Raw genomic sequence first — 22,239 nt, 5'->3', positions numbered from 1 at the left:
TATCTTTGTGCTAAAGTTAACCAATTTAGCATAAGCCGATTTTGAAATAATGGTTAATTTTGAATGAATAATTAAAAGTGCAAATGGATAAAGCATCTATAATAAAGAATATAAAGGAACATAAAAATCAGCCCAACCTGAGGTTCGAGCTCAAGGAAAGGACGGAATTATTCACCAATCGCTTGTTTTATACCTTGTTCGATATAGATACACCGGTAGACGAAAACCTGGATCTGTTGGAAAAGGAATTTGATGCCTTGGTAAATTTGGCCTGCTGGCAGGTAGACAAACCTTGCCAAAGGGTTTGGGAAAATTTTGTGGTACGCCTTCCCAAAGTTTTGGAAAAATTGAATTTGGATGCCGAGGCCATTGTAAATTGCGATCCTGCTTCCCTATCCATTGAAGAGGTATATATGGCCTATCCAGGTTTTTATGCCATTGCCATCTACAGGCTTGCCCATGAACTTTATATAGATGGCTTTCCCCTGGTGCCCAGGTTGATGACGGAATATGCACATAGACAGACAGGTGTGGATATCAATCCGGGTGCGGAAATAGGAAATTCATTTTTCATTGATCATGCCACTGGTGTGGTCATAGGGGAAACGGCGATAATAAAAAATAATGTAAAAATCTACCAAGGAGTAACCTTAGGAGCCTTATATGTTGCTAAAAAATTGCAAAAGACAAAGCGTCATCCCACCATTGAAAACAATGTCACCATATATGCCAATGCCACTATCCTTGGAGGGGATACGGTAATCGGGGAAAATTCCATTATTGGAGGAAATGCATGGCTAACAGAATCCGTGCCCGCCAATTCCACGGTTTATCATTCTCCGGTAATTAAAATTAAAACCCTACCGCATGTCTCATAATATTCTGGATATTATAGGGAACACTCCCCTGGTAATATCAAAAGTAATCAATACCAATCCCAAGGTTAAACTTTTTTTTAAGTTGGAGGGCAATAATCCAGGGGGAAGTGTAAAGGATCGTGCGGCACTTAATATGATAAAGGGAGGTTTGGAAAGGGGCGATTTTGACGTAAATTCCAAGTTGATAGAAGCTACCAGTGGAAATACTGGTATTGCCCTGGCCATGATAGCCGGTATTTACGGATTGGATATTGAACTGGTAATGCCCGAAAATTCCACCAAGGAAAGAGTACAGACTATGAGGGCGTATGGAGCCAAGGTGACCCTTACCCCTGCCGATGTGGGCATTGAAGGTGCAAGGGATTATGCGGAACTAAAGGTGAAGGAGGAGGGATATATCATGATCAACCAGTTTTCCAATGATGATAACTGGATGGCACATTATAACAGTACCGGACCTGAAATATGGAGGGATACTCAAGGGAAAATCACCCATTTTGTGTCATCTATGGGCACTACCGGAACCATAATGGGAACATCCACTTTTTTAAAGGAAAAAAATTCCAAGATTCAAATTGTAGGAGTGCAACCCGCCGATGAGGCCAAAATCCCCGGTATTCGTAAATGGCCATTAGAATATCTCCCAAAAATTTTTGATCCCAAGAAAGTGGATTCCGTTATGGAAGTTACCGAGGAGGAAGCTCGGGATATGGCCAAACGATTAGCAAAGGAAGAAGGTATTTTTGCAGGAATGAGCAGTGGAGGTGCTACCGCTGCCGCATTAAAACTGGCCCTAAGCCTGGAAGAGGGCATCATTGTATCTATTGTATGCGACCGCGGCGACCGTTATCTTTCCTCGGATCTTTTTGATTAAGAAGCGGTAAAGTACTTCGCAACTGGTATATCGTACTTAAGTTAAAGCCACCCCTTCTTTTTGAAATAAAATAGAAGGCCTATAAAGATGGCGATCATTACCCCCCAAACATAGAAGTATCCATTGCGAAATTGCAATTCCGGGATATACTCAAAATTCATTCCGTATACACCAACAATGAAGGTAAGGGGAATAAAAATGGAGGCCATAATGGTCAGGACCTTCATTACCTCGTTCATTTTATTGCTCATGTTGCTCATATACATTTCCATGAGGCTCATCGACATCTCCCTTAATATATTGAGACTTTCATTTATTTCGGTGCAATGATCCAAGGCATCCCTTAAAAATAATTTGGTATCCTTGGTTATAAAAAGGTGTTCGGTATCTATTAATTTGCCAACCAACTCCTTCATTGGGTAAACATATCTCCTTAATCTTAGCACTTCCTTTTTTAGATCCTGTATGGCGTGGGCCGTTTTGGGACTGGGATCGTCATATACCTCTTCCTCCAAAACCTCTATTTTGAGGTTTATATTTTCAAGTACCATAAAATAGTTGTCTATTATGGCATCCAAGAGGGTGAAAAACAAGTAGTCCGCAGATTTGCTTCGTATTCGTCCGGTTTTGGCACGTATCCTTTCCCGAATGCTATTGAAAACATCATCTTCCATTTCCTGAAAAACAAGCACCGAATTTTCCATCAAAACAATGGCTACGTGTTCCGTAACCATTTCATTCCCACTATCCAAATACAGCATTTTGAATGCCCCAAAAATATAATTATCGTATTCGTCCACCTTGGGGCGTTGATGCGTATTTACGGCATCTTCGATCGTCAATGGATTGAGGGAAAAGGCATGACCAAGATTTTCTATAAATTGTTCATCACTTATTCCAATTATATTGATCCAAGAGATTGAGGGAGAGGATTGGAAGGCGACAATCTTAGCAAAATTATCGGACGTGTACACATCAAAACCGGACTCTATTATGCCGTTCCCATCATACTCAATAACATTGACGATACTTTTAGCCCCTTCCCTACTCCCCAAATAAGTTACCGTTCCAGGTGCCTTTCCCGTTTTGGCTATTCTTTTTGAATGTCTTCTGTGGGTCGATTTTTTTTTGGCCATAGGTAGTGATATTGATGTATCTTCTGGTCTATATTTATGTTCTCTGCACTAATTTATACATTCCAGAGCGTCCTTGTCGTAAATTGTATAAAATAAATCAATTTATAATCCGGTTAAAGGTTTTGCAGGCCTATAATTTCATGGCTCCAGATGGTTGTCCAAAGTAGGAAGAGGTAATAAGCAGTATAATCCGTTTTATTAATTTTTACCTACCGCTTATTGCCCAATTTCTGGAACTGTAGATGATTCAGTAATAGGCCGGAGCCGGGAGCCACATAAGTCAATACCCTATTGTTATCCTTTTTTAAGGACTCTTTAATATCCATTGCCGTAAGTTCTCCCTTGCCCAGTTGGATCAGCGCCCCCATAATCATCCTGATCTGATATCTCATAAACCCTTCCCCGCTAATATGCAGGGCATAACTCAGTTCCGGAAAAAAATTGGCCGTTAAAATTTCGTTTCGTTTTATTTCACAGGTCGCTATAGTCCTTAGTACTTTTGTATTGGGCTGGAGTCGGGCGGTATAGGAGGAAAAATCGTGGGTACCAATAAAATATCGGGCGCAATCCGACATGGCATCCACATCCAGTTCGTCCAGGATGTTGGCCAAAAAAGGTGCGCAAAAGGGGTGGTTTTTTTGTCCGAACGAAAACAGGTATACATATTCCTTTAACTTGCTTTCTTGGATGACATTAAACTTTTCATTTACTTCTTCTATGCTTATGATACGAATATCCGGCGGTAGGTTCACATTAAAATAATGCATAAATTCCTGAAGGTCTTCCAAGGGTTCCTTATCCAAAAATAATTCGAATGCCGTATTCAGTGCAGATACCTTGGCATCTGTTCGTCCGGCTCCCAGAATCTTGAATTTGGAATTGGGCAGAACAAATTTTAGGGTCTTGACCAGCATACCTTCCACCGTTTTTTGATCGGGTTGCTTTTGCCAGCCACTATAACGGAAACCCAAAAATTGAACATGGATCAAATAATAAAAACGAGCTGTTTGCATTTGGCTTATCTATTGCGAAATTAAATTCGTACAGACCCTTTTTAAAGAGGGTTGTGAAGGCAGGATTTTTGTTTGGATCTTCAAGTTTGTGGCCTGAAATTCATCGTACTTTTCGGCACTTCGTCCGAACCCTCTTTTTTCCACCTTAAATTTCTATATATTCAACGAAATTTTTCATAATGACAAAGAATTAAATTGTAATTATGTTGAAAATTATCAAAATTCTTAACCCTTGATTATGGAAAATTCCGTTAAACGAACCGCTCCCCAAATTAATATTATTCTGACCATAGTTGCACTGGTAGCCTTAATAATCCTTGGTTTTTACAGTATGTATGGAAATACCTTTGTTTTTAACAGGTTAGAGAGTTATATTTTCCCTTTTTTGACAATAATTCACTTTCTTTATTTATATGTACTTTGGTTTAAGATTACCGAAAAGGAATATCCAGATATGATCATGAAAAATATTGAGTATGTCCTGTACGGAATGGTTTTGTTCTATGGATATAGTATTTATGGGTCCTTTTTAATGCTTGGTTCCCAAAACGAATTTCAGGACCATGTTATTCCAAGCACTTTTGTTCCCATGGGCATCTTAATTATTACCTTACAGGCCCTTTTGGTGCTACTTACCGTTTGGTCGTTTATAATTAGAAGGCAGAGGGTGGGCAAATATGATTTTGACTACTTAAATAATCATATCGATGCCTGGGAGTAATATAAAGTTGCCTTTTACAATCCCCGTATAAAACTGCCGTAAACATCTTTTATCTGATACCCTAAAGTATACCGCTGCTTACTTAATTTATTATGGGCAACAAGTCCCCACAGCAGCAATTCCTTTAGGAAATAGGTATTTTCTTTTTTAATCTCAGCTTGGTATTTGGCCATTAATTGTTGAAGGGGGGCAATACTATCAAGTTTCTCCTTGTATTCCTTATCGGTGGCATCATCCAACAGGTCAAAACCTTCCCCGTCAAAGAACCAGGCTACCAATTCATCATAAGGGCCTTCGGCATCCTTTCGTTCCAATTTATCTATCTTCGGAAAATTATTTAGGAAGAGGGATTTTACGGCTTCTTCGATCAATATTTCCGCAACACTGCCCGAACCTTCCTGTTCGCCTTCATAGACCAATTCTATTTTTCCGATTATGGAAGGAATGACCCCCATAAAATCGCTCAGCCGGACCATGGTGCTTTCTTGGCCATTCTTCAACAACCTTCGTTCAGCGGTGCTCATTAAATTTTCGAAGGAGGTGATGCTCATCCTGGCGCTGATACCACTTTTGGCATCTACATATTCACTTTTTCTGGCTTCCCTACTTATTTGTTCCAAGAGATCTTTGGCCAGATCAGGAACATAAATGGCCTCGCTTTGGCGTTTGTCCAATTTGGATTCCTGTTCGGTAATTTTACGTGCGGTTTCGATGTCCTCTGGATAGTGCGTCAATATCTGGGATCCGATCCTGTCCTTTAATGGGGTAACTATACTGCCCCTATTGGTATAATCTTCAGGGTTTGCGGTAAATACAAACTGCAGATCCAAGGGAAGTCGAAGTTTAAAGCCCCTGATCTGAATGTCGCCCTCCTGTAGGATATTAAAAAGGGAGACCTGTATCCTTGCCTGTAGGTCCGGTAATTCATTGATAACAAAAATACATCGGTTGGCACGTGGGATCATTCCAAAATGAATAACCCTGTCATCTGCGTAGGACAACTTTAGGTTGGCGGCTTTGATGGGGTCCACATCGCCAATCAAATCGGCCACCGTAACATCCGGGGTAGCTAATTTTTCATAAAACCGTTCACTTCTGTGCAGCCAGGAAATGGGTGTTAAGTCCCCGTGTTCGGCAATAGTATCAATAGCAAAACGTGAAATCGGGTTTAAGGGGTCATCATTTATTTCGGAACCCGCGACTATTGGAATATATTCGTCCAATAAATTTACCATTAACCTGGCCAAACGTGTTTTGGCTTGGCCCCTTAGACCCAATAGATTAATGTTATGCCTGGACAATATAGCCCTTTCCAATTCCGGTACTACGGAATTTTCGTAGCCCCAGACTCCGGGAAAGGTATTTTCATCCAACTTTATTTTCCCGATGAGGTTTGCCCTTAGCTCGTCCTTTATTTTTTTTGATTTATAACCTGCCTTTCTAAGTTCTCCTAGATTGGTAATTTCATTATGGTTCAATTTCATTTGTAAATATTTGTATTTATATCTCCCTGTTTATAGTATAGACGAGAGAGGGTGTGGTGTCTACGAGCTTTTGGCAATTATTGATTTTCGTGGTTTATCCCTTTAATCTCTTTCTCCTATTTTGTTCGTAATCCTCAAATATCATTTCACCCAGTCCCTTTAAACCGGTAAAGAAGGCCTTCCCCTTATTGGCTTCAGTAAAATACCGCACAAATTGGGTTAAATAAGGATCCTTGGCAATCATAAAGGTGGTTATGGGTATATGTAGTTTTTTTGCCTGCCTGGCCATATTATAGCATTTTTCCACAATATAATCATCCAGGCCCACGCTGTTTTTATAATAGGTACCATCGGCCAATCGGATACAACTGGGCTTGCCATCGGTAATCATAAAGATCTGTTTGTTCGTATTTCGCTTTCTGCGGAGCATGTCCATGGCTAATTGCAATCCGGCAACGGTATTGGTATGATAGGGCCCGACTTTTAGATAAGGCAGGTCCTTTATTGGAATGGGCCAGGCATCGTTGCCAAAAACCAAAATTTCCAGGGTGTCCTTGGGATAACGGGTAGTAATGAGTTCTGCCAAGGCCATGGCGACCTTTTTGGCAGGGGTAATGCGGTCTTCGCCATAGAGGGTCATACTATGGCTGATATCGATCATGAGCACGGTGCTCATCTGTGCCTTGAATTGGGTATCCTCCACTACTAGATCCCCTTCGCTTAAATGGAAATTGCCCATCCCATGGTTTATCTGGGCATTTTTTAAACTTTCCGTCATGGAAATCCGTTCCAAACTGTCGCCAAACCTATATTCCCTAAATTCTCCCATATGTTCGTCCCCCCTGCCCGATAGGCCGGTTTTATGGTCCCCCGAACCACTGCGTTTGATCTTGCCAAAAATTTGATTCAAGGCCGCCTGCCTAATAATCCGTTCCATTTTGGCGGTTATGGAGAGATCGGCCTTTTGTTCTCCGGAACCATCGCCATCACCTTCCTTGGGTTCCTCTTTAAGAAATCCTTTGGCTTTAAGGTCCTCTATGAAATCATCTATAGTATAATTACTATTGGTCAGTTCGTATTCCTTGTCCAACTCCCTTAACCAATCCAAGGCCTCATCCACATCTCCCGAAGTATGTGTAATCAATTCCTTGAAAATATCAAAAAGCTTTTCGAAAGGAGTTTGTTCGGGGGCCTCATAATGGGAAAATCGAAACCCTTTTCTTTTATTAATTGCCATACTATAAAATTACTTAATTTGGTCTAGACCATTTCCATTTTAAAGAAAACTTAACGGTTTACCCATAACAATACCGCTTGGATCATAATAATATTTCATATTACAAAGCATTTTTTTACACTCCTTCCCTTTGGAGTGGCGAGTTGGACGGACTTCTGCAATTTGTGTTTCCAAAAATAAGTTTTGATAATTTGGAAATGGGGACGATACCTTCCCAAGTAAGGTTTGGGCATAAAATAGAACATATTTTTCTAATGCTGATCCAACATTCACGGCAATACCAAGTTATTGCCCATAACATTCCCATCACCAAGGAAAAAGTGAGTTTAGGGGAAATAGATTTTATATTACAGGATATTGACAATCAAAAGTATGTACATATTGAGTTAACCTATAAGTTTTACGTTATATATGGGAATGCAAAACCTATTGGGCGTCAATTGCTAGGACCGAACCTTCGCGATTCCTTTCATGCCAAGAAGGAGCGGATCAAAAATCATCAAATTCCACTTTTAAAGACATCTGAAGCTATATCGGTGCTGGAACGCTTTAATATAAAGACTTCCGAACTGGTACATCAGGTATGTTTTAAATCGCAATTATTTATTCCCTTTACGGGGCCTAATTTGGATTTGGCCCCCTTTAATTCCAACTGCATAAGTGGCAGGTGGATTCCTTTCCAAGAATTTAGATCCAGATATTTTTTTGGACATCGGTATTATTTACCGTCCAAGCTAGAATGGCTCCTGGATCCGCACAATGGAGTGGATTGGGTAAGCCATAATGATATATTGGATATGATTTCTTCGGGCTTGGAAAATAAAAATTCGCCATTAATCTGGATGAAATTATCAGATATTTCTATGGAAAAACTTTTTATTGTCTGGTGGTAAAACCTATAAAAATATGTTGGTAATGCCGGGGGTATGAAACCTATGTAAAAATAATAGAAATGGGAGGGGTCGGCAATATAGGGTTTAAAGTTTCGTTTTCTAAGGGCTAATCTTAAAACCCCGCACCTATGAAGAAAATTTATTTGTTGTTCTTTTCACTGTTTGTTTTTTCCATGGCCCAGGCAAAGGACGATTGTGAATTGATTTATTCTACCGCTTCCTATGCCCTCAATCATGCAAAAAGCGCTTTAAAGGCGAACAACTATGAGCATCAGAAATATTATTCAGGAAAAGCTTTGGAGTCTTATGAAAAACTTTCCAAGCTATTGGAGGAGAGTCAGTGTGAAGGGCTGTCGGAAAAGGTTCAGGATATTATAGCGGATGCCATAAAGGCTGCAGACCCTGCGGATTGGGATAGAGGACGTTATTACAGTAAAAAGGTATTCACAGCTACCCAAGATCTTATCAGCTATATGGATGGTAGGACGGAGGTTGTAGGAGTGGACACTACGGATTAATTTCTTAGGGCCAATGTTTTAGCCTTCTTCATATTAACGAAAAAGTCATTGTCTACCGGTTTAACCAACTATAATTTGGTTCATGTAAACAATGACTTTTTGTTATTGTGCTTTTGCTTTAGCCAACAATGTCCAAGGGTGCAGTGGTTTTCCAATTGCCCCTGGTAAAATCAGGAAATTCCTGGGGTGCACCGTTTTGGGCCACGGATATCTCGCTCAAAGTTCCCACTGCACTCCAATAGCACCCTTCGTATACATTTTGGTCCAAAGGTAGGCCGTTGCGAAGGCACTCGATGATCCTATACCTCATTATAAAGTCCATTCCCCCATGTCCGCCCATTTTGGTAGCCAATTCCCCAAGGCGTACATACAATGGATGTTCGTACTTTTCAAAAATCTTTTGCAACTGTTCGCCTTCTGCCCACTCATGGTGGTTGTCGGGACCACCTTCTACCCCGTCTTCCAAGGCAATTCTAGTAGGGAAGCCGGTCAAGGTTCCTTTAGTTCCCTGAATCAGATTGTGTCTTGTATAGGGTCTGGGGCTTGTTTCGTCCCATTGTACCATAATTGTCCTGCCCATGTTGGTTTTAACGATGGATGTATTTATATCCCCTCCTTTAAAGTCCAACTTGTTCCATTTGTGGTCTGCCGGAAAATTCTTGGCAGCATACAGATTACGTCCTTTGCCGGGGGAAGAGAAGGAGTTGATAAATTTGAAATTATCCTCTCCCCTGGCCAAATTCATATATTGGGCAACGGGTCCCAATCCATGTGTAGGGTAAAGATTGCCATCGCGATTTGCATAATGATAGGTTCTCCAGGATCCGGTGCCACGCTCTACTTCATTCATTTGTCCCCTTAATTCATGGATATATGCAGCTTCCCCGTGCAGCAGTTCCCCAATAACCCCTTTTCGGCACATATTTAGGTAGAGTAGTTCTTCCCTGCCGTAGTTGACGTTTTCCATCATCATACAGTGCCTTTGGGTTTTTTCCGAGGTGTCCACTATATCCCACATCTCCTGAATGGTAAGGGCAAGTGGAACTTCAACAAAAACATGGGCCCCGCTTTTCATAGCTTCAATGGCCATAGGGGCGTGCAATTTCCATGGGGTACAAACAAAAACGGCATCCGGTTTTTCTTTTTTCAGCATTTTTTTCCAATCGTCTTCCCCATCGGTATACAAGTTTATTTTATTGTGCCTTGTACCGCCACCGTTTTCCTTACAAACCTTCGCCGATCTCTCGGCAAGATCCTGGTACAGATCACTAATGGCCACCACCTCTGTTCCTTCAATGGCCGCAATTTGTTGGGCATGCCCGGATCCTCTGGCACCTACCCCAATGAAGGCACATTTGACCGTTTCTAATTTAGGAGCAGAAAATCCGCCCATATAGGTAGCGCCAAATAAAGGTGCCGGGGCATTAAACGGGTCGTTGCCGGTAATTGAATGGGACCATGCCGGGGTCATTGCCAGACCCATACCGGCCATGGATGTTTTTCGAAGGAAATCTCTCCTATTTGAATTCATAGTCTAAACACTTGTTAATGTTACTAATTATCTTAAGAATTTTTGAAGATAGGTCAATTTTATTTACAAAAAAAAGTCAAGTTGTAAATTAAACAAATTTCATTTTAAATGAAAAATCCGAATACTAATGGCGCAATTTTAAAACATTAACGATATCCTGCAATTTAAAGCCCTTGGCCTGCAGCAATATAAGGTAATGGAACAAAAGATCAGCACTTTCATCCTTAAACAGCCGGTCGTTTTCGTCTTTGGCTTCAATGACGACCTCTACGGCCTCTTCGCCTACTTTTTGAGCAATCTTATTGATACCACTCTTAAACAGGGAGGATACATAACTGGGCTTGGCTCCTTCAGGGGCCGCCACCTTTCCCTCAGCTTGATTTTTTCTGTCTTCAATAATATTTTCCAATGCTGATAAAAAACCAAAGGAAGTACTGTTTTTTTCGCCCCAGCAGGTATCGGTTCCTTGGTGACAGGTTGGTCCAACAGGATCTACCATGAGCAGAAGGGTATCATTGTCGCAATCCAGTTTTATATCTACCAGGTTCAAAAAGTTTCCACTTTCCTCTCCTTTGGTCCATAATCTTTTTTTAGTGCGACTAAAGAAGGTTACCTTACGGCTTTCCATGGTTTTCTGGTAGGCCTCTTGGTTCATATAGCCGAGCATAAGTACATTTTTGGTAATTGCATCTTGTACGATGGCAGGGACCAGGCCATCGTTATTTTTTTTGAAGTCTATATTCATGATATTGGATTCCATATTGGTTTTATAATCTAACCGGTATATTATTTTTTTTTAATTCTTCTTTTAAGTCTTTAATTTCAATTTCCTTAAAGTGAAAAACACTTGCGGCCAAAGCCGCATCCGCCTTGCCTTTAATAAAAGTATCTGTGAAATGCTGCATATTTCCGGCGCCGCCCGATGCTATTATAGGTATGTTCAGTTCGGTGGATAATTTGGACAAGGCCTCATTGGCAAATCCGTCCTTAGTGCCATCGTGGTCCATGGAAGTAAATAGGATTTCCCCCGCCCCACGGTCTTCCACTTCCTTGGCCCAGGTAAAGAGGTTTAGCGCTGTAGGTATCTTTCCTCCTACCAAGTGAACCATCCATTCCCCATCCATTTGTTTGGCATCTATGGCAACTACTATACATTGGGAACCAAATTTGGCAACGAGCTCGTTGATCAATTGCGGATTCTTTACGGCCGATGAGTTTATGGATACTTTGTCCGCCCCGTTATGCAGTAGAATATCTACATCTTCCACCGAAGATATACCCCCGCCCACGGTAAAGGGAATATTGACTTTTTCGGCAACGCGCAGTACAAGATCGGCCAAGGTTCTCCTTCTTTCCTCCGTAGCGGAAATATCTAAAAAAACAAGCTCGTCCGCACCGGTTCTGGCATAGATTTCCGCCAGTTCCACAGGATCTCCCGCATCCCGCAGATCTACAAAGTTTATACCCTTTACCGTTCTACCGTTCTTAATATCCAAACAGGGGATTATTCTTTTTGTTAACATAGGGTAATTTGGTTTTTGGATGCAAATCCGGTTAAATATCGAGAATAAATTTTTCCAATTGTTTTAAACTGATTCTATTTTCATAAATGGCCTTTCCAATTATAGTTCCCTCACAGCCCAGCTCTGCCAATTTAGGGAGCTCATCAAAGGTGGAAATACCTCCACTGGCAATCAGCAATAATTTAGGCCCACATTCCTCTAGGATTTTACGGTACAAATGAAAAGAAGGTCCTTCCAACATACCATCCTTACTGATATCGGTACAGATAACCCCTCTGATGCCCTCTTTTTGGTACCCTTGGATAAAGGGAACCAATTCCTCTTGTGACTTTTCCGTCCATCCGGATACGGCAACCATTTCATCTTTCGCGTCGGCTCCCAGAATAATCTTCTCAGGACCGTATTGGTTGATCCAGGAGATAAAGGTTTCCCTGTCCTTGACGGCAATACTTCCTCCTGTAACTTGATTAGCCCCACTTTCAAAAGCTATCCGTAGATCCTCATCTGTTTTGAGTCCGCCACCGAAATCAATTTTCAAGTTGGTATTGGCGGCTATTTTTTCCAACACTTTATGATTTACGATGTGCTTGGATTTGGCCCCGTCCAGATCTACCAAATGAAGGTATTCTACACCATGGGCTTCAAACTCCTTTGCCACCTCCAAGGGGTTCTCATTATAAATTTTCTTGGTATCATAGTCTCCCTTGGACAGTCTAACACATTTTCCTTCAATGATGTCTATTGCAGGTATTATTCTCATAATCGAAATTATAAATTAAAAATTGGAATTGGGAAATTGATTTTGTAAAAAGTCAGGATGGGTTCTAATTTTTGATTCTATACCCATAATTGTAATCGTTTTAATTTCCGATTTCAAGGAAATTTTCTAAGATCCGCTCCCCTACCTCACTGCTTTTTTCCGGGTGAAATTGGGTTCCATAAAAATTATCCTTTTTTAAAGCGGCGCTATATCCCAAACCATATTCTGCTTCGGCAATGGTTTCCCCGCACAAGGGGGCATAAAAACTGTGGACCAAATAAACATGCTCTTTTTCTTTGACGTTCTTGAACAGACCGGATTTTAAATTGGTGATCTGGTTCCATCCAATTTGCGGAACTTTTACTTCCTTCGAAAATTTAACCACTTCTACATCAAAAATACCTAGGCCCTGGGTACTTCCCTCTTCCGAAGAATTGCACATTAACTGCATCCCCAGACAAATTCCCAATACCGGTTGGTTTAGCTTGGGTATAACCCCATCCAATTTACTTTCACGCAATTTTTTCATGGCACTGCTGGCTTCTCCCACCCCAGGAAATATAACCTTATCCGCCGCCATGATCTCTTCTGCATCCTTGCTCAGAATAGCTTCGTATCCCAAGCGTTGAAAGGCAAATTTAATGCTCTGTATATTTCCGGCTCCGTAATCTATAATTACTATTTTCATTTTCGTTGTCCTATGGACATATTTATTACTTCTACAATACCCCTTTGGTACTTGGCAGGACCATTTTTTCCACATCGCGTTTTACGGCCATCTTAATGGCCTTGGCAAACGCCTTGAAAATGGCCTCTATCTTATGATGTTCGTTTTGGCCTTCGGCCTTGATGTTGAGATTGGCCTTTGCCCCATCTGTGAACGATTTAAAGAAATGATAAAACATTTCAGTTGGCATTTTGCCTATCATTTCCCTATTAAACTCTGTTTCCCATACCAACCAGTTTCGTCCGCCAAAATCAATGGCTGCCTGAGCCAAACAGTCATCCATGGGCAAACAGAAGCCGTATCTTTCAATTCCCAATTTATGGCCCAAGGCTTTATGGAATGCTTCTCCCAATGCTATGGCAGTATCCTCAATGGTATGGTGCTCATCCACTTCCAGATCTCCCTTTACCTTGATTTCCAGATCCATTTGCCCATGTCTCGCCAGCTGATCCAGCATATGATCAAAGAAGTCCAATCCGGTACTGATTTCACTTTTGCCCGTCCCGTCCAGATTGAGCTTTATAAAAATATCGGTTTCATTGGTTTTGCGTATTATTTCCGATACCCGATCCTTCAGCTTTAAAAACTCATAAATTTTCTCCCAATCATTGCTTTCCAAGGCTATGTAATTATCCAATTCCTCCCTTTTAACGGATATTTCCCCAGTGCCCAAATTGGTATTGTCATTGATAAAGATACCTTTGGCCCCCAAATTCTTGGCCAGTTCCACATCGGTCAAACGGTCCCCTATTACAAAGGAATTGGCCAGGTCATACGCTTCGGAAAAGTATTCTGTAAGCAATCCCGTCCCCGGCTTTCGGGTATTGGCATTTTGGTGGGGGAAGGTCCGGTCCAAAAATACCTTATCAAAAACCACCCCTTCGTTTTCGAAGGATTTCAATATAAAATTATGTACGGGCCAGAAAGTGTGCTCAGGAAAAATATCGGTCCCCAATCCGTCCTGGTTGGTGATCATTACCAATTCATAGTCCAGCTCCTTGGCAATCTTTCCCAGAAAGGTAAAGGCTTTGGGATAGAACACCATCTTTTCAAAGGCGTCTATCTGCTCATCAATTGTTTCTTTAATGATGGTGCCGTCCCTATCTATAAACAGTACCTTTTTGCCTTTTTTGTTTCCTTGGTCGGAATTTGTATTCGTATCAGGGTTCATCATATTATTTGGTCGTTATATGCTGCAATGCTTTTATTAATTTCCCATTTTCCTCCTTGGTCCCCACAGTGAACCTTAGGGTGTTTTCGCAAAGTGGTTGGGTAGTTCTGTTACGGACAACGATACCCATTTTTAATAGTTGATTATATCTTTTGGTGGCATCATCCACCTTTGCCAAAATAAAATTGGCATCCGTTGCGTATACCTTCTTCACAAATGCTATTTGGCGCAGTACATTAAGGAGCGCCTCCCTTTCCGTTAAAATATCAATGACTTCAAGGTTGACCGCATTTATATCCAAAACCCGTTCCAAAGCTCTTTGCTGTGTCAATTCATTTACGTTGTACGGCGGTTTAATTTTGTTCAGTACAGAAATAATTTCTTCAGAAGCATAACAGATTCCCAATCGTATTCCGGCCATACCATAAGCCTTGGATAGGGTTTGGGTCACCACCAGATTGGGGTAGTTGGATAATTCCGTAACCCAGCTTTTCTCACTTGAAAAGTCGATATAGGCCTCATCGATCACTACCAAGCCGTTAAAATTGTCCAATAGCTCCCTAATGGCACTATTTGAAAAACTATTTCCCGTTGGATTGTTCGGAGAGCACAAAAACAGCAATTTACTCTTGTCGTCCGCCTCCTTAAGTATTTGGGGCACATTGGGTTCAAAATCCCCTGTCAAAAGAACCTCCCTATTCTCCAGGTTATTGATACCTGCCAGTACCTTGTACATGCCATAGGTTGGGGGCAAGCTAATAATATTGTCCTCCTTTGGTTCGCAAAAAGCCCTGAATAGTAGATCCAACACTTCATCGCTTCCGTTGCCCAGAAGAAGTTGTTGGGAAGAAACGCCCTTTCTTTCCGCAAGAACTTCCTTTAGTCGTCTTTGATGAGGGTCGGGATATCTATTTATACCGGTTTCAAAAGGATTTTCATTGGCATCCAAAAATACCATCTCCGAACCATCTGAAACATATTCGTCCCTGGCCGAGGAATACGGACTCAATCCTTTTACGTTCTCACGAACTATAGTATTAATGTTGAATATTTTTGTTTTCATGCTATTTCTGCTTTTGGCCGATTGGCGCTGCTGAATTTAAATTGTTCAATCCCAATTTATAAAGTTCGATCGTTATAAACTATCCAACCTCAGGGTTACCGCATTTTTATGGGCCTGTAGCCCTTCGGCTTCGGCCATTAACTCTATAGTCTTGCCAATATTCCGAATTCCTTTTTTGGAAATTTTTTGAAAGGTCATGCTCTTCATAAAACTATCCAGGTTTACCCCGCTATACTGCTTGGCGTATCCGTTTGTAGGCAAAGTATGATTTGTTCCCGAGGCATAATCCCCTGCACTTTCAGGAGTGTAATTTCCTATAAAAACGGAACCGGCATTATAGATGTGATTTAAAAAGAACACTTCATCTTCAACACAAAGAATGTAGTGTTCGGGACCGTATTCATTTATTAAATCTACTGCCGTCCGTTGATTTTCCATATAGATTAGTTTACTATTGGCTATCGCCTTTTGGGCAATTTCCATTCTCGGTAGGGCTTTAATTTGCTTGGTTACTTCCTCTTCAACGGCATCCATAAATTTTTTGGAAGTGGATACCAGAATGACCTGACTATCTACACCGTGTTCGGCCTGGCTTAATAGATCTGAGGCCACAAATGCGGCATTGGCGGTATCATCGGCCATGACCAAAAGTTCACTGGGACCGGCTGGCATATCTATAGCTATTCCATATTTGGTGGCAATCTGTTTGGCCACGGTTACAAATTGGTTGCCCGGCCCGAATATCTTGTACACGGAAGGGATGGTTTTCGTTCCAAAGGTCATGCCGGCAATGGCTTGGATGCCGCCCACTTTGAATATTTTGGTAACCCCGCATAGGTTGGCGGCATATAAAATGGCAGGGTGTACCTTCCCTTCCCTGTTGGGAGGGGTACACAGGACAATTTCTTTACAGCCAGCTATGTTGGCCGGAATGGCCAACATTAAGATGGTGGAAAACAATGGAGCGGTACCCCCTGGAATATATAACCCTACTTTTTGTATGGGTCTTTTTTCCTGCCAGCAGTGTACGCCTTCCGTAGTCTCTACTGTAATTCTTTCGGTTTTTTGGGCCCTATGAAATTTTTCAATATTGTTTTTCGCCTGTAGGATGGCCGCCTTTAAATCATCGGAAATCAATAGTTCGGATTCCTCTAATTCCTTAGGGGGTACCAAGATTTCCTGTAAATCCACCCCATCAAATTTTTTGGTGTAGCTCCTTACTGCAGTATCCCCACTGGCCCTTATTTCCATAAAAACGGCATTGACCATTTCCTCTATATCGGATACGGATGGTGTAGGCCGTTTTAGGATGGTCTTCCATTGAGCTCTTTCCGGATTGTATATTTTGTTCATTACTTTAATACTTTTTGCATGTGGTAACCAATCGCCTTATATCCTTGGTTGTTCCAAAACTGAATTCCCCTTTCATTCCTTATATAGCAGTTTATTTCCGAGGCCTCGCACCCTATTTCCAAAGCGTACTCAAAAACCTTGTCCAACATTAACTTCCCCACCCCGGAACTTCTATATTCCTGCAATACAAAGACATTGTCCAGTTCAACATGTTTGCCTATGTATAATTTATTTAGAAGCCATACCCCACAAATGCCAATTAATAGTTCCCTGTCATAGGCTCCCATACATTGATATCCGTCCATGAGCATGTCCTGTAATCTTTTTTTAAGAATTTCTGCTGGAATTTTATCGTTGTTCAGCATTTGTACCAAAGGCAATATTTGATATATTTTCTCCTTCGGAATGAACTCTATTCGAAATTCGGTAACCATAGCACTATTACAATACCATTTTTTCTATAGGGCACACCAAAATTCCCTCTGCCCCTGCCTTTTTAAGCTCTTGGATTACTTCCCAGAACTTATCCTTATTGATTACGGTATGTACGGAACTCCATCCCTCCTCGGCCAAAGGAAGTACGGTGGGACTTCTCATACCCGGCAATAGGGCAATGATCTCATTTAACTTATTGTTTGGTGCGTTCAATAACACATATTTGGATTGTCTGGCAAGTAATACGGACTGGATTCTAAATCTTAATTTTTCCAACAATACTGTTCCCTCTTCAGAAATTTGTGGAGAAACGGCCAATACGGCCTCACTGGTCAGCATGACCTCAACTTCTTTTAAATTGTTCTTGAACAAGGTACTGCCACTTGAAACAATATCGCAAATGGCATCTGCCAGACCTATATTCGGGGCAATTTCTACAGAACCGTTTATGATGTGAAGATCTGCTTTTACCCCTTTACTGTCCAAATAATTTTTCACGGTATTGGGATAGGAGGTGGCAATCCTTTTTCCCTCAAAATCGGCCACCGATCTATACTTGACCGATTTGGGAACTGCCAGGGACACTTTACATTTGGAGAAACCTAACTTCTCGGCAATGGCGATGTCCTCTCCTTTTTCTATCAGAACATTTTCCCCAATAATGGCAATATCCACTACCCCATCCCTAAGATATTGGGGGATATCCCCATTCCTAAGATAGAAGACCTCTAAAGGAAAATTTCTGGAAGAAGCCTTGAGTTGGTCCTTTCCATTATCTATGGAAATACCACAATCCTTTAATATTTGAAGGGAGTCTTCGTTTAAACGGCCACTTTTTTGGATCGCAATTCTAATTTTTTTCATTTCTTGTATTTTGTTTTTGGCCTGAACAGATCCAACAGGTTGTTAAATACAAAACCCGTTTGATTGCTCAAACGGGTTAGAATATAGTTTAGATACAACAATACATTCCTAGCTCGCTTGATTGCAAGTGAAGAAATGATGATGATGTGTCCTGTTGTTTTTCATGATGCGACAAAATTAAAACTATTTTTCAATCTTGGAAAATTTATACGGAATAATTTATTTTAAAATTGTTAAATTATTATTGATTCCCTAGTATGATCGGCATTCCGGATTCTCCACTACCTATTACGATGACTTTTGCATTTGGGGATTCCGATAATTTAATGGTGGCATCTATACCTTTGTCCTGTAATATTTTGTCGGTCAAAGAGGCACTCAATATACTATTGGCATCAGCTTTCCCCTGTGCTTCTATCCGTACCTTTTCCGCTTCTTTTTGTGCTGTTACCAGCCTAAATTCGTACTCCAGGGATTCCTGTTCCTGTTTAAGTTTACGCTCAATCGCCTCCTTAATGGTAGGTGGCAGGGTTACATCCCTAACCAAAATTTCATTGAGCTGAATGTATTGGCCATCAACAATTTTCTGGGTTTCTTCATAAATTTCCTGTTGAATGGCATCCCTTTTACTGGAATAGAGCTGTTCCGGGGTATACCTTCCCACTACACTTCTTGCTGCCGATCTTATGGTAGGCAATAATACTCTTTGTATATACTCGGTGCCTTTTTCTTGATGTAATTTTCCTAAAAATTCCCTTTTTGGCTCAAACCAGGCCGAAGCTTCCAGCTTAATTTCAAGGCCGTTGGATGACAATACCTGCATTTTTTCCAAAACTTCCTGTTGTCTTACTTCGTAGATAAAGACCTTGTTCCATGGTGCAACCAAGTGGAATCCTTCTCCCAAAGGTGCCTCATCGGTGACCACCCCACCTGAAAAAGTCTTGTATAACACTCCCGCTTGACCTGAAGCAATGGTAACGGCCGATTTAGAAATTAATATTACAAGAACTATTAAAGCGAAGATGGCCGGTAATGCAAATTTTGGTAATTTATCCATTTATTTTTTTATTAAGTTAATCCGTTAAACTTTCTGATAAACCATTCCAGCGATAGTGCTGCAATGATAATACCCAAAAGGAATTTAAAATCGATTAAAGGTACAACAATTTGTTTGCTTTTTTGGACAGGTATAAACTTAGGGTCGTTTTGCAATGCCATTGCCAAGGAATCCAATTGATCTGGGAAATACAATTTTCCATCCGTATTTTTGGCCAGGCGATTCAGTTTATCATAATTACTGGAAGTGAATTGTTTTTCGGCATCAAAATCCAAAATGGTAAAACTTCCCGATCTATTAAGGTTTTCTTTGGTTAGAGTAACAGTGAAATCATATTTCCCCGGGGATAAATTGCTGAGATCCGCCTCGTAATATCCGTCTTTTAATAACATTGGAACCTCTATGGAAGTATTGGTGGTGGTGTTTCTTAGCTTTATGTTGATGGATGCATTGGCATCAAAAACAAAAGCCTCATCAAAATAAGTAGCCTTTATTTGGGTTTCGCTGCTGTTGTTATATGTGGAGCTGTAATCCAATATCAACCTATTTTTACCTTTTGAGGTCGAAAGATAAAAGATCAATTTTCCGAGAAAGCCATCGAAATTTTCAAAAGTTTGATCGTTCCTATAACTTTGAAGTCTCCATTTCCATATATTTTCCCCAGCCAATATGGCGTGTTTTTCCGTTTTTTTTTCCATAACGGCCAATAGAGGTTGGTCCAAGTCCACTCCTTTGATACGTACCTTCAGTAGGGGTTCTCCACTGCCCAGAATATTTACGGGCCCGGCATCGGACAAAAGGGGCGGAAAATCTTTTAGGGAAAATTGCGAAATATCGAATTTTGAAAATACGGCATTCGGGCTTGCGAATATTTCTTGCTTCGGATAAGTAGTTTCTATTAGAAAATTGTTTTGAATTTTGTTCAAAAAATTCAGATCTGTATAAGTCCCCAGTACGGTAAAGGAATTGGAGTTTCGGACATTAATTTGTTCGTAAACCTTATTAAATGAGGCATCGGGCTGGTAAAGTATATAAACATCCACCTCCTGTAATTTAATTAAATCGGTGTCGGGCCTATAAATGGTCACCAATCTTTGTTCGTTGCTCTCAATGGATTTCTTAAGCGCACCTATGTCCGGGTGTTGGATAGTGGAGATAATGGCCACATTTGTCTTTTCGTCCAAAACTTCCACAGCCAATAATTTTTCATTGTTCACCGTATTTTTTTCATTCGGCAATGGGGCTATTATCACCTTAATATTTTTCATGCCTCCCGTACTGGCCTCTATATGTGTACTTATAATCTTGGTGTTGGATATATTGGACAAAGCCACCATTTCCCTGTATGCCAACTTGCCGTCCACAAGAACCTGTAATTCGGAAGACACCTCTTCTTTACCTTCGTATGCAATAAAAACTTCCAATGGAAATTTGTTCTTTAAAAAAGCGTATTTATTGGCATTTATTTGGCTTATTGTAATATCGTCATATCTCGTTGTATCGCCCAAGACTACTGGGTAAATAGGGAATTTTTGTTGTTTCCCATAAAATTCATAATCTTGCCCTATGGTCTGATTGCCGTCCGAAAATAGTACCACAGCAGTTTTGGTACCGGTGAATATTTCGTTGATCCTGGACAAGGCCTTAGAAATATTGGTGCTTTTCTCCACGGGACCAAGGCTGTCCGAATGGGTCAAATCCACTCCAAAACTGTAATTTAGTATGTTGAAACTCTGTGATAATCCTTTGGTGTTATTCCTAATTGAAGAAAGTGAGGAGATTACCTGGGCCCTATCCCTTGCCGTTATGGAGGATGAATTATCTGCAAGTATCACCAAATTGGTCTTTTCCAGTGTGTACTCGTACTTGGTAAATTTTGGATTTACCAGCAGTAATATAATTCCGAATATGGCCAAAAATCGCAAAAAGGAAAGGATCAGCCAAAGTTTTCCCTTCCTTTTGTTTTTGTAATAATATTGAAACAGTACAACTACCAAGGCCATAATAAGCGCGAGCAATATAAATAGTACTGTTTGTATTTGCATCATAAATAATAGTTGCAATTATTGCTATGCGGTAGCTATAGGCTGAATTTGTTGTACAGCATCTAGCTTGTTCGGAACGCTGCCGATCCGTTTATCGGGAAAAATATAACTGCAGCTAATTAAAGCTCCATTGTGCCAAAAAATAATACTTATGTCAACATTCCCCCATCCACGTTCAATACCTGTCCTGTGATATAGGAAGAGAGGTCCGAAGCCAAAAACAGGCAGGCATTGGCCACATCCTCGGGCTGTCCTCCCCTTTTTAACGGAATTCCATCCCGCCATCCCTGTACTACCTTTGCATCCAGTTTATCGGTCATTTCCGTTTCAATAAAGCCTGGTGCTATGGCGTTACATCTTATATTTCTAGAACCGAGTTCCAGGGCTATGGATTTGGTAAACCCTATCATTCCGGCTTTGGAAGCGGCATAATTTGCCTGGCCCGCATTGCCTTTTACCCCTACCACACTGCTCATGTTTATTATGGAGCCACTTCTTTGTTTCAGCATGGTCCGCTGAACGGCCTTGGTCATGTTGAAGACCGATTTTAAATTTATTTCTATGACGGTATCAAAATCATCTTCGCCCATCCTCATTAATAAGTTGTCCTTGGTAATTCCTGCATTGTTGATCAGAATATCGATTGTACCTCCAAAATCTTCCAATACTTGGGCCACCAATTTTTCCGAATCTTCAAAACTTGCAGCATTGCTCTTATAGGCCTTGGCTTTTACACCGTAGTTGGACAACTCTTTTTCCAGGGCCAGAGCGGGGGCTTCACTGGAACTATATGTAAAGGCAACATTGGCGCCGTGCTTTGCGAAAACTTGGGCTATCCCAGTTCCGATTCCCCTGCTTGCTCCGGTGATTATTGCATTTTTTCCTTCTAGTAACTTCATCTGTCTTTAGTTTCTAAGTTGATAATCAAATATAGGTTATGTTTTAACTGTTTGAAA

The 22,239-nt window shown here is 40.9% G+C and carries 22 protein-coding genes; 5 read left to right on the top strand and 17 right to left on the bottom strand.

The annotated features are described in order from the left end of the window. The first annotated feature begins 83 nt into the window (after positions 1 to 83). Both epsC and cysM read left to right on the top strand, forming a co-directional pair. On the top strand, positions 84 to 878 hold the full coding sequence (gene epsC / locus D0S24_RS06035) for a serine O-acetyltransferase EpsC (protein WP_117018957.1): 795 nt from the start codon (positions 84 to 86) through the stop codon (positions 876 to 878). Next, complete coding sequence (cysM, locus tag D0S24_RS06030) at positions 868 to 1,752, top strand: cysteine synthase CysM (protein WP_117018956.1); 885 nt, start codon at positions 868 to 870, stop codon at positions 1,750 to 1,752. The genes epsC and cysM overlap by 11 nt, the downstream gene beginning before the upstream one ends. Before the next feature lie 41 nt (positions 1,753 to 1,793). On the opposite strand, the gene corA is transcribed toward cysM, so the two are convergent. Further along, on the bottom strand, positions 1,794 to 2,888 hold the full coding sequence (corA, locus tag D0S24_RS06025) for a magnesium/cobalt transporter CorA (protein WP_117018955.1): 1,095 nt from the start codon (positions 2,886 to 2,888) through the stop codon (positions 1,794 to 1,796). 209 nt (positions 2,889 to 3,097) lie between these two features. Further along, positions 3,098 to 3,901, bottom strand: a complete 804-nt coding sequence (gene truA, locus D0S24_RS06020) for a tRNA pseudouridine(38-40) synthase TruA (protein WP_117018954.1) — start codon at positions 3,899 to 3,901, stop codon at positions 3,098 to 3,100. A gap of 238 nt (positions 3,902 to 4,139) precedes the next feature. Between truA and D0S24_RS06015 the strand changes: the two genes are divergently transcribed. Beyond that, positions 4,140 to 4,622 carry a hypothetical protein gene (locus D0S24_RS06015; RefSeq protein WP_117018953.1) on the top strand — a complete coding sequence of 161 codons (483 nt, stop codon included), beginning with the start codon at positions 4,140 to 4,142 and terminating at the stop codon, positions 4,620 to 4,622. Positions 4,623 to 4,636: 14 nt separating this feature from the next. Here the strand turns inward: D0S24_RS06015 and D0S24_RS06010 are convergent, their stop codons facing one another. Together D0S24_RS06010 and D0S24_RS06005 are read right to left on the bottom strand one after the other, a co-directional pair. Further along, positions 4,637 to 6,106, bottom strand: coding sequence for a magnesium chelatase (locus D0S24_RS06010; protein WP_117018952.1), 1,470 nt, complete (start codon positions 6,104 to 6,106; stop codon positions 4,637 to 4,639). A gap of 94 nt (positions 6,107 to 6,200) precedes the next feature. Next, positions 6,201 to 7,343, bottom strand: coding sequence for a VWA domain-containing protein (locus D0S24_RS06005; protein WP_117018951.1), 1,143 nt, complete (start codon positions 7,341 to 7,343; stop codon positions 6,201 to 6,203). Between the two features lie 77 nt (positions 7,344 to 7,420). On the opposite strand from D0S24_RS06005, the gene D0S24_RS06000 reads away from it, so the two are divergent. Both D0S24_RS06000 and D0S24_RS05995 read left to right on the top strand, forming a co-directional pair. Continuing rightward, a complete protein-coding gene (locus tag D0S24_RS06000; RefSeq protein ID WP_117018950.1) occupies positions 7,421 to 8,236 on the top strand; it encodes a DUF1853 family protein in 816 nt (271 codons plus the stop codon). Between the two features lie 128 nt (positions 8,237 to 8,364). After that, positions 8,365 to 8,754, top strand: coding sequence for a hypothetical protein (locus D0S24_RS05995; protein ID WP_117018949.1), 390 nt, complete (start codon positions 8,365 to 8,367; stop codon positions 8,752 to 8,754). Between the two features lie 118 nt (positions 8,755 to 8,872). Here the strand turns inward: D0S24_RS05995 and D0S24_RS05990 are convergent, their stop codons facing one another. The 13 genes from D0S24_RS05990 to fabG form a co-directional block, all read right to left on the bottom strand. Then, the gene (locus D0S24_RS05990; protein ID WP_117018948.1) at positions 8,873 to 10,285 is read right to left on the bottom strand and encodes a Gfo/Idh/MocA family protein; all 1,413 of its coding nucleotides are present in this window, start codon (positions 10,283 to 10,285) and stop codon (positions 8,873 to 8,875) included. A gap of 124 nt (positions 10,286 to 10,409) precedes the next feature. Beyond that, a complete protein-coding gene (gene hisIE, locus D0S24_RS05985; RefSeq protein ID WP_258922820.1) occupies positions 10,410 to 11,045 on the bottom strand; it encodes a bifunctional phosphoribosyl-AMP cyclohydrolase/phosphoribosyl-ATP diphosphatase HisIE in 636 nt (211 codons plus the stop codon). 7 nt (positions 11,046 to 11,052) lie between these two features. After that, on the bottom strand, positions 11,053 to 11,808 hold the full coding sequence (gene hisF / locus D0S24_RS05980; RefSeq protein WP_117018947.1) for an imidazole glycerol phosphate synthase subunit HisF: 756 nt from the start codon (positions 11,806 to 11,808) through the stop codon (positions 11,053 to 11,055). A gap of 31 nt (positions 11,809 to 11,839) precedes the next feature. Then, the gene (gene hisA, locus D0S24_RS05975; protein WP_117018946.1) at positions 11,840 to 12,568 is read right to left on the bottom strand and encodes a 1-(5-phosphoribosyl)-5-[(5-phosphoribosylamino)methylideneamino]imidazole-4-carboxamide isomerase; all 729 of its coding nucleotides are present in this window, start codon (positions 12,566 to 12,568) and stop codon (positions 11,840 to 11,842) included. 100 nt (positions 12,569 to 12,668) lie between these two features. After that, positions 12,669 to 13,256, bottom strand: coding sequence for an imidazole glycerol phosphate synthase subunit HisH (gene hisH, locus D0S24_RS05970; RefSeq protein ID WP_117018945.1), 588 nt, complete (start codon positions 13,254 to 13,256; stop codon positions 12,669 to 12,671). A gap of 31 nt (positions 13,257 to 13,287) precedes the next feature. Beyond that, a complete protein-coding gene (gene hisB, locus D0S24_RS05965; protein WP_251795725.1) occupies positions 13,288 to 14,469 on the bottom strand; it encodes a bifunctional histidinol-phosphatase/imidazoleglycerol-phosphate dehydratase HisB in 1,182 nt (393 codons plus the stop codon). Position 14,470: 1 nt separating this feature from the next. Further along, complete coding sequence (hisC, locus tag D0S24_RS05960; protein WP_117018944.1) at positions 14,471 to 15,529, bottom strand: histidinol-phosphate transaminase; 1,059 nt, start codon at positions 15,527 to 15,529, stop codon at positions 14,471 to 14,473. Positions 15,530 to 15,601: 72 nt separating this feature from the next. Further along, positions 15,602 to 16,882, bottom strand: a complete 1,281-nt coding sequence (gene hisD / locus D0S24_RS05955) for a histidinol dehydrogenase (protein ID WP_117018943.1) — start codon at positions 16,880 to 16,882, stop codon at positions 15,602 to 15,604. Next, on the bottom strand, positions 16,882 to 17,316 hold the full coding sequence (locus D0S24_RS05950) for a GNAT family N-acetyltransferase (protein WP_117018942.1): 435 nt from the start codon (positions 17,314 to 17,316) through the stop codon (positions 16,882 to 16,884). The genes hisD and D0S24_RS05950 overlap by 1 nt, the downstream gene beginning before the upstream one ends. Positions 17,317 to 17,323: 7 nt before the next feature. After that, positions 17,324 to 18,181 carry an ATP phosphoribosyltransferase gene (gene hisG, locus D0S24_RS05945; RefSeq protein WP_117018941.1) on the bottom strand — a complete coding sequence of 286 codons (858 nt, stop codon included), beginning with the start codon at positions 18,179 to 18,181 and terminating at the stop codon, positions 17,324 to 17,326. 241 nt (positions 18,182 to 18,422) lie between these two features. After that, positions 18,423 to 19,238, bottom strand: coding sequence for a prohibitin family protein (locus tag D0S24_RS05940; RefSeq protein WP_117018940.1), 816 nt, complete (start codon positions 19,236 to 19,238; stop codon positions 18,423 to 18,425). A gap of 11 nt (positions 19,239 to 19,249) precedes the next feature. After that, positions 19,250 to 21,286 (bottom strand): VWA domain-containing protein, encoded by a 2,037-nt coding sequence (locus tag D0S24_RS05935; RefSeq protein WP_251795724.1) that lies wholly within the window; start codon positions 21,284 to 21,286, stop codon positions 19,250 to 19,252. 146 nt (positions 21,287 to 21,432) lie between these two features. Beyond that, the gene (gene fabG, locus D0S24_RS05930; RefSeq protein ID WP_117018939.1) at positions 21,433 to 22,182 is read right to left on the bottom strand and encodes a 3-oxoacyl-[acyl-carrier-protein] reductase; all 750 of its coding nucleotides are present in this window, start codon (positions 22,180 to 22,182) and stop codon (positions 21,433 to 21,435) included. Between the last annotated feature and the right edge of the window lie 57 nt (positions 22,183 to 22,239).

This window comes from Arenibacter sp. P308M17, assembly GCF_003426735.1.
Taxonomy (GTDB): Bacteria; Bacteroidota; Bacteroidia; order Flavobacteriales; family Flavobacteriaceae; genus Arenibacter.
This window is presented reverse-complemented; position numbering and strand designations above follow the sequence as displayed.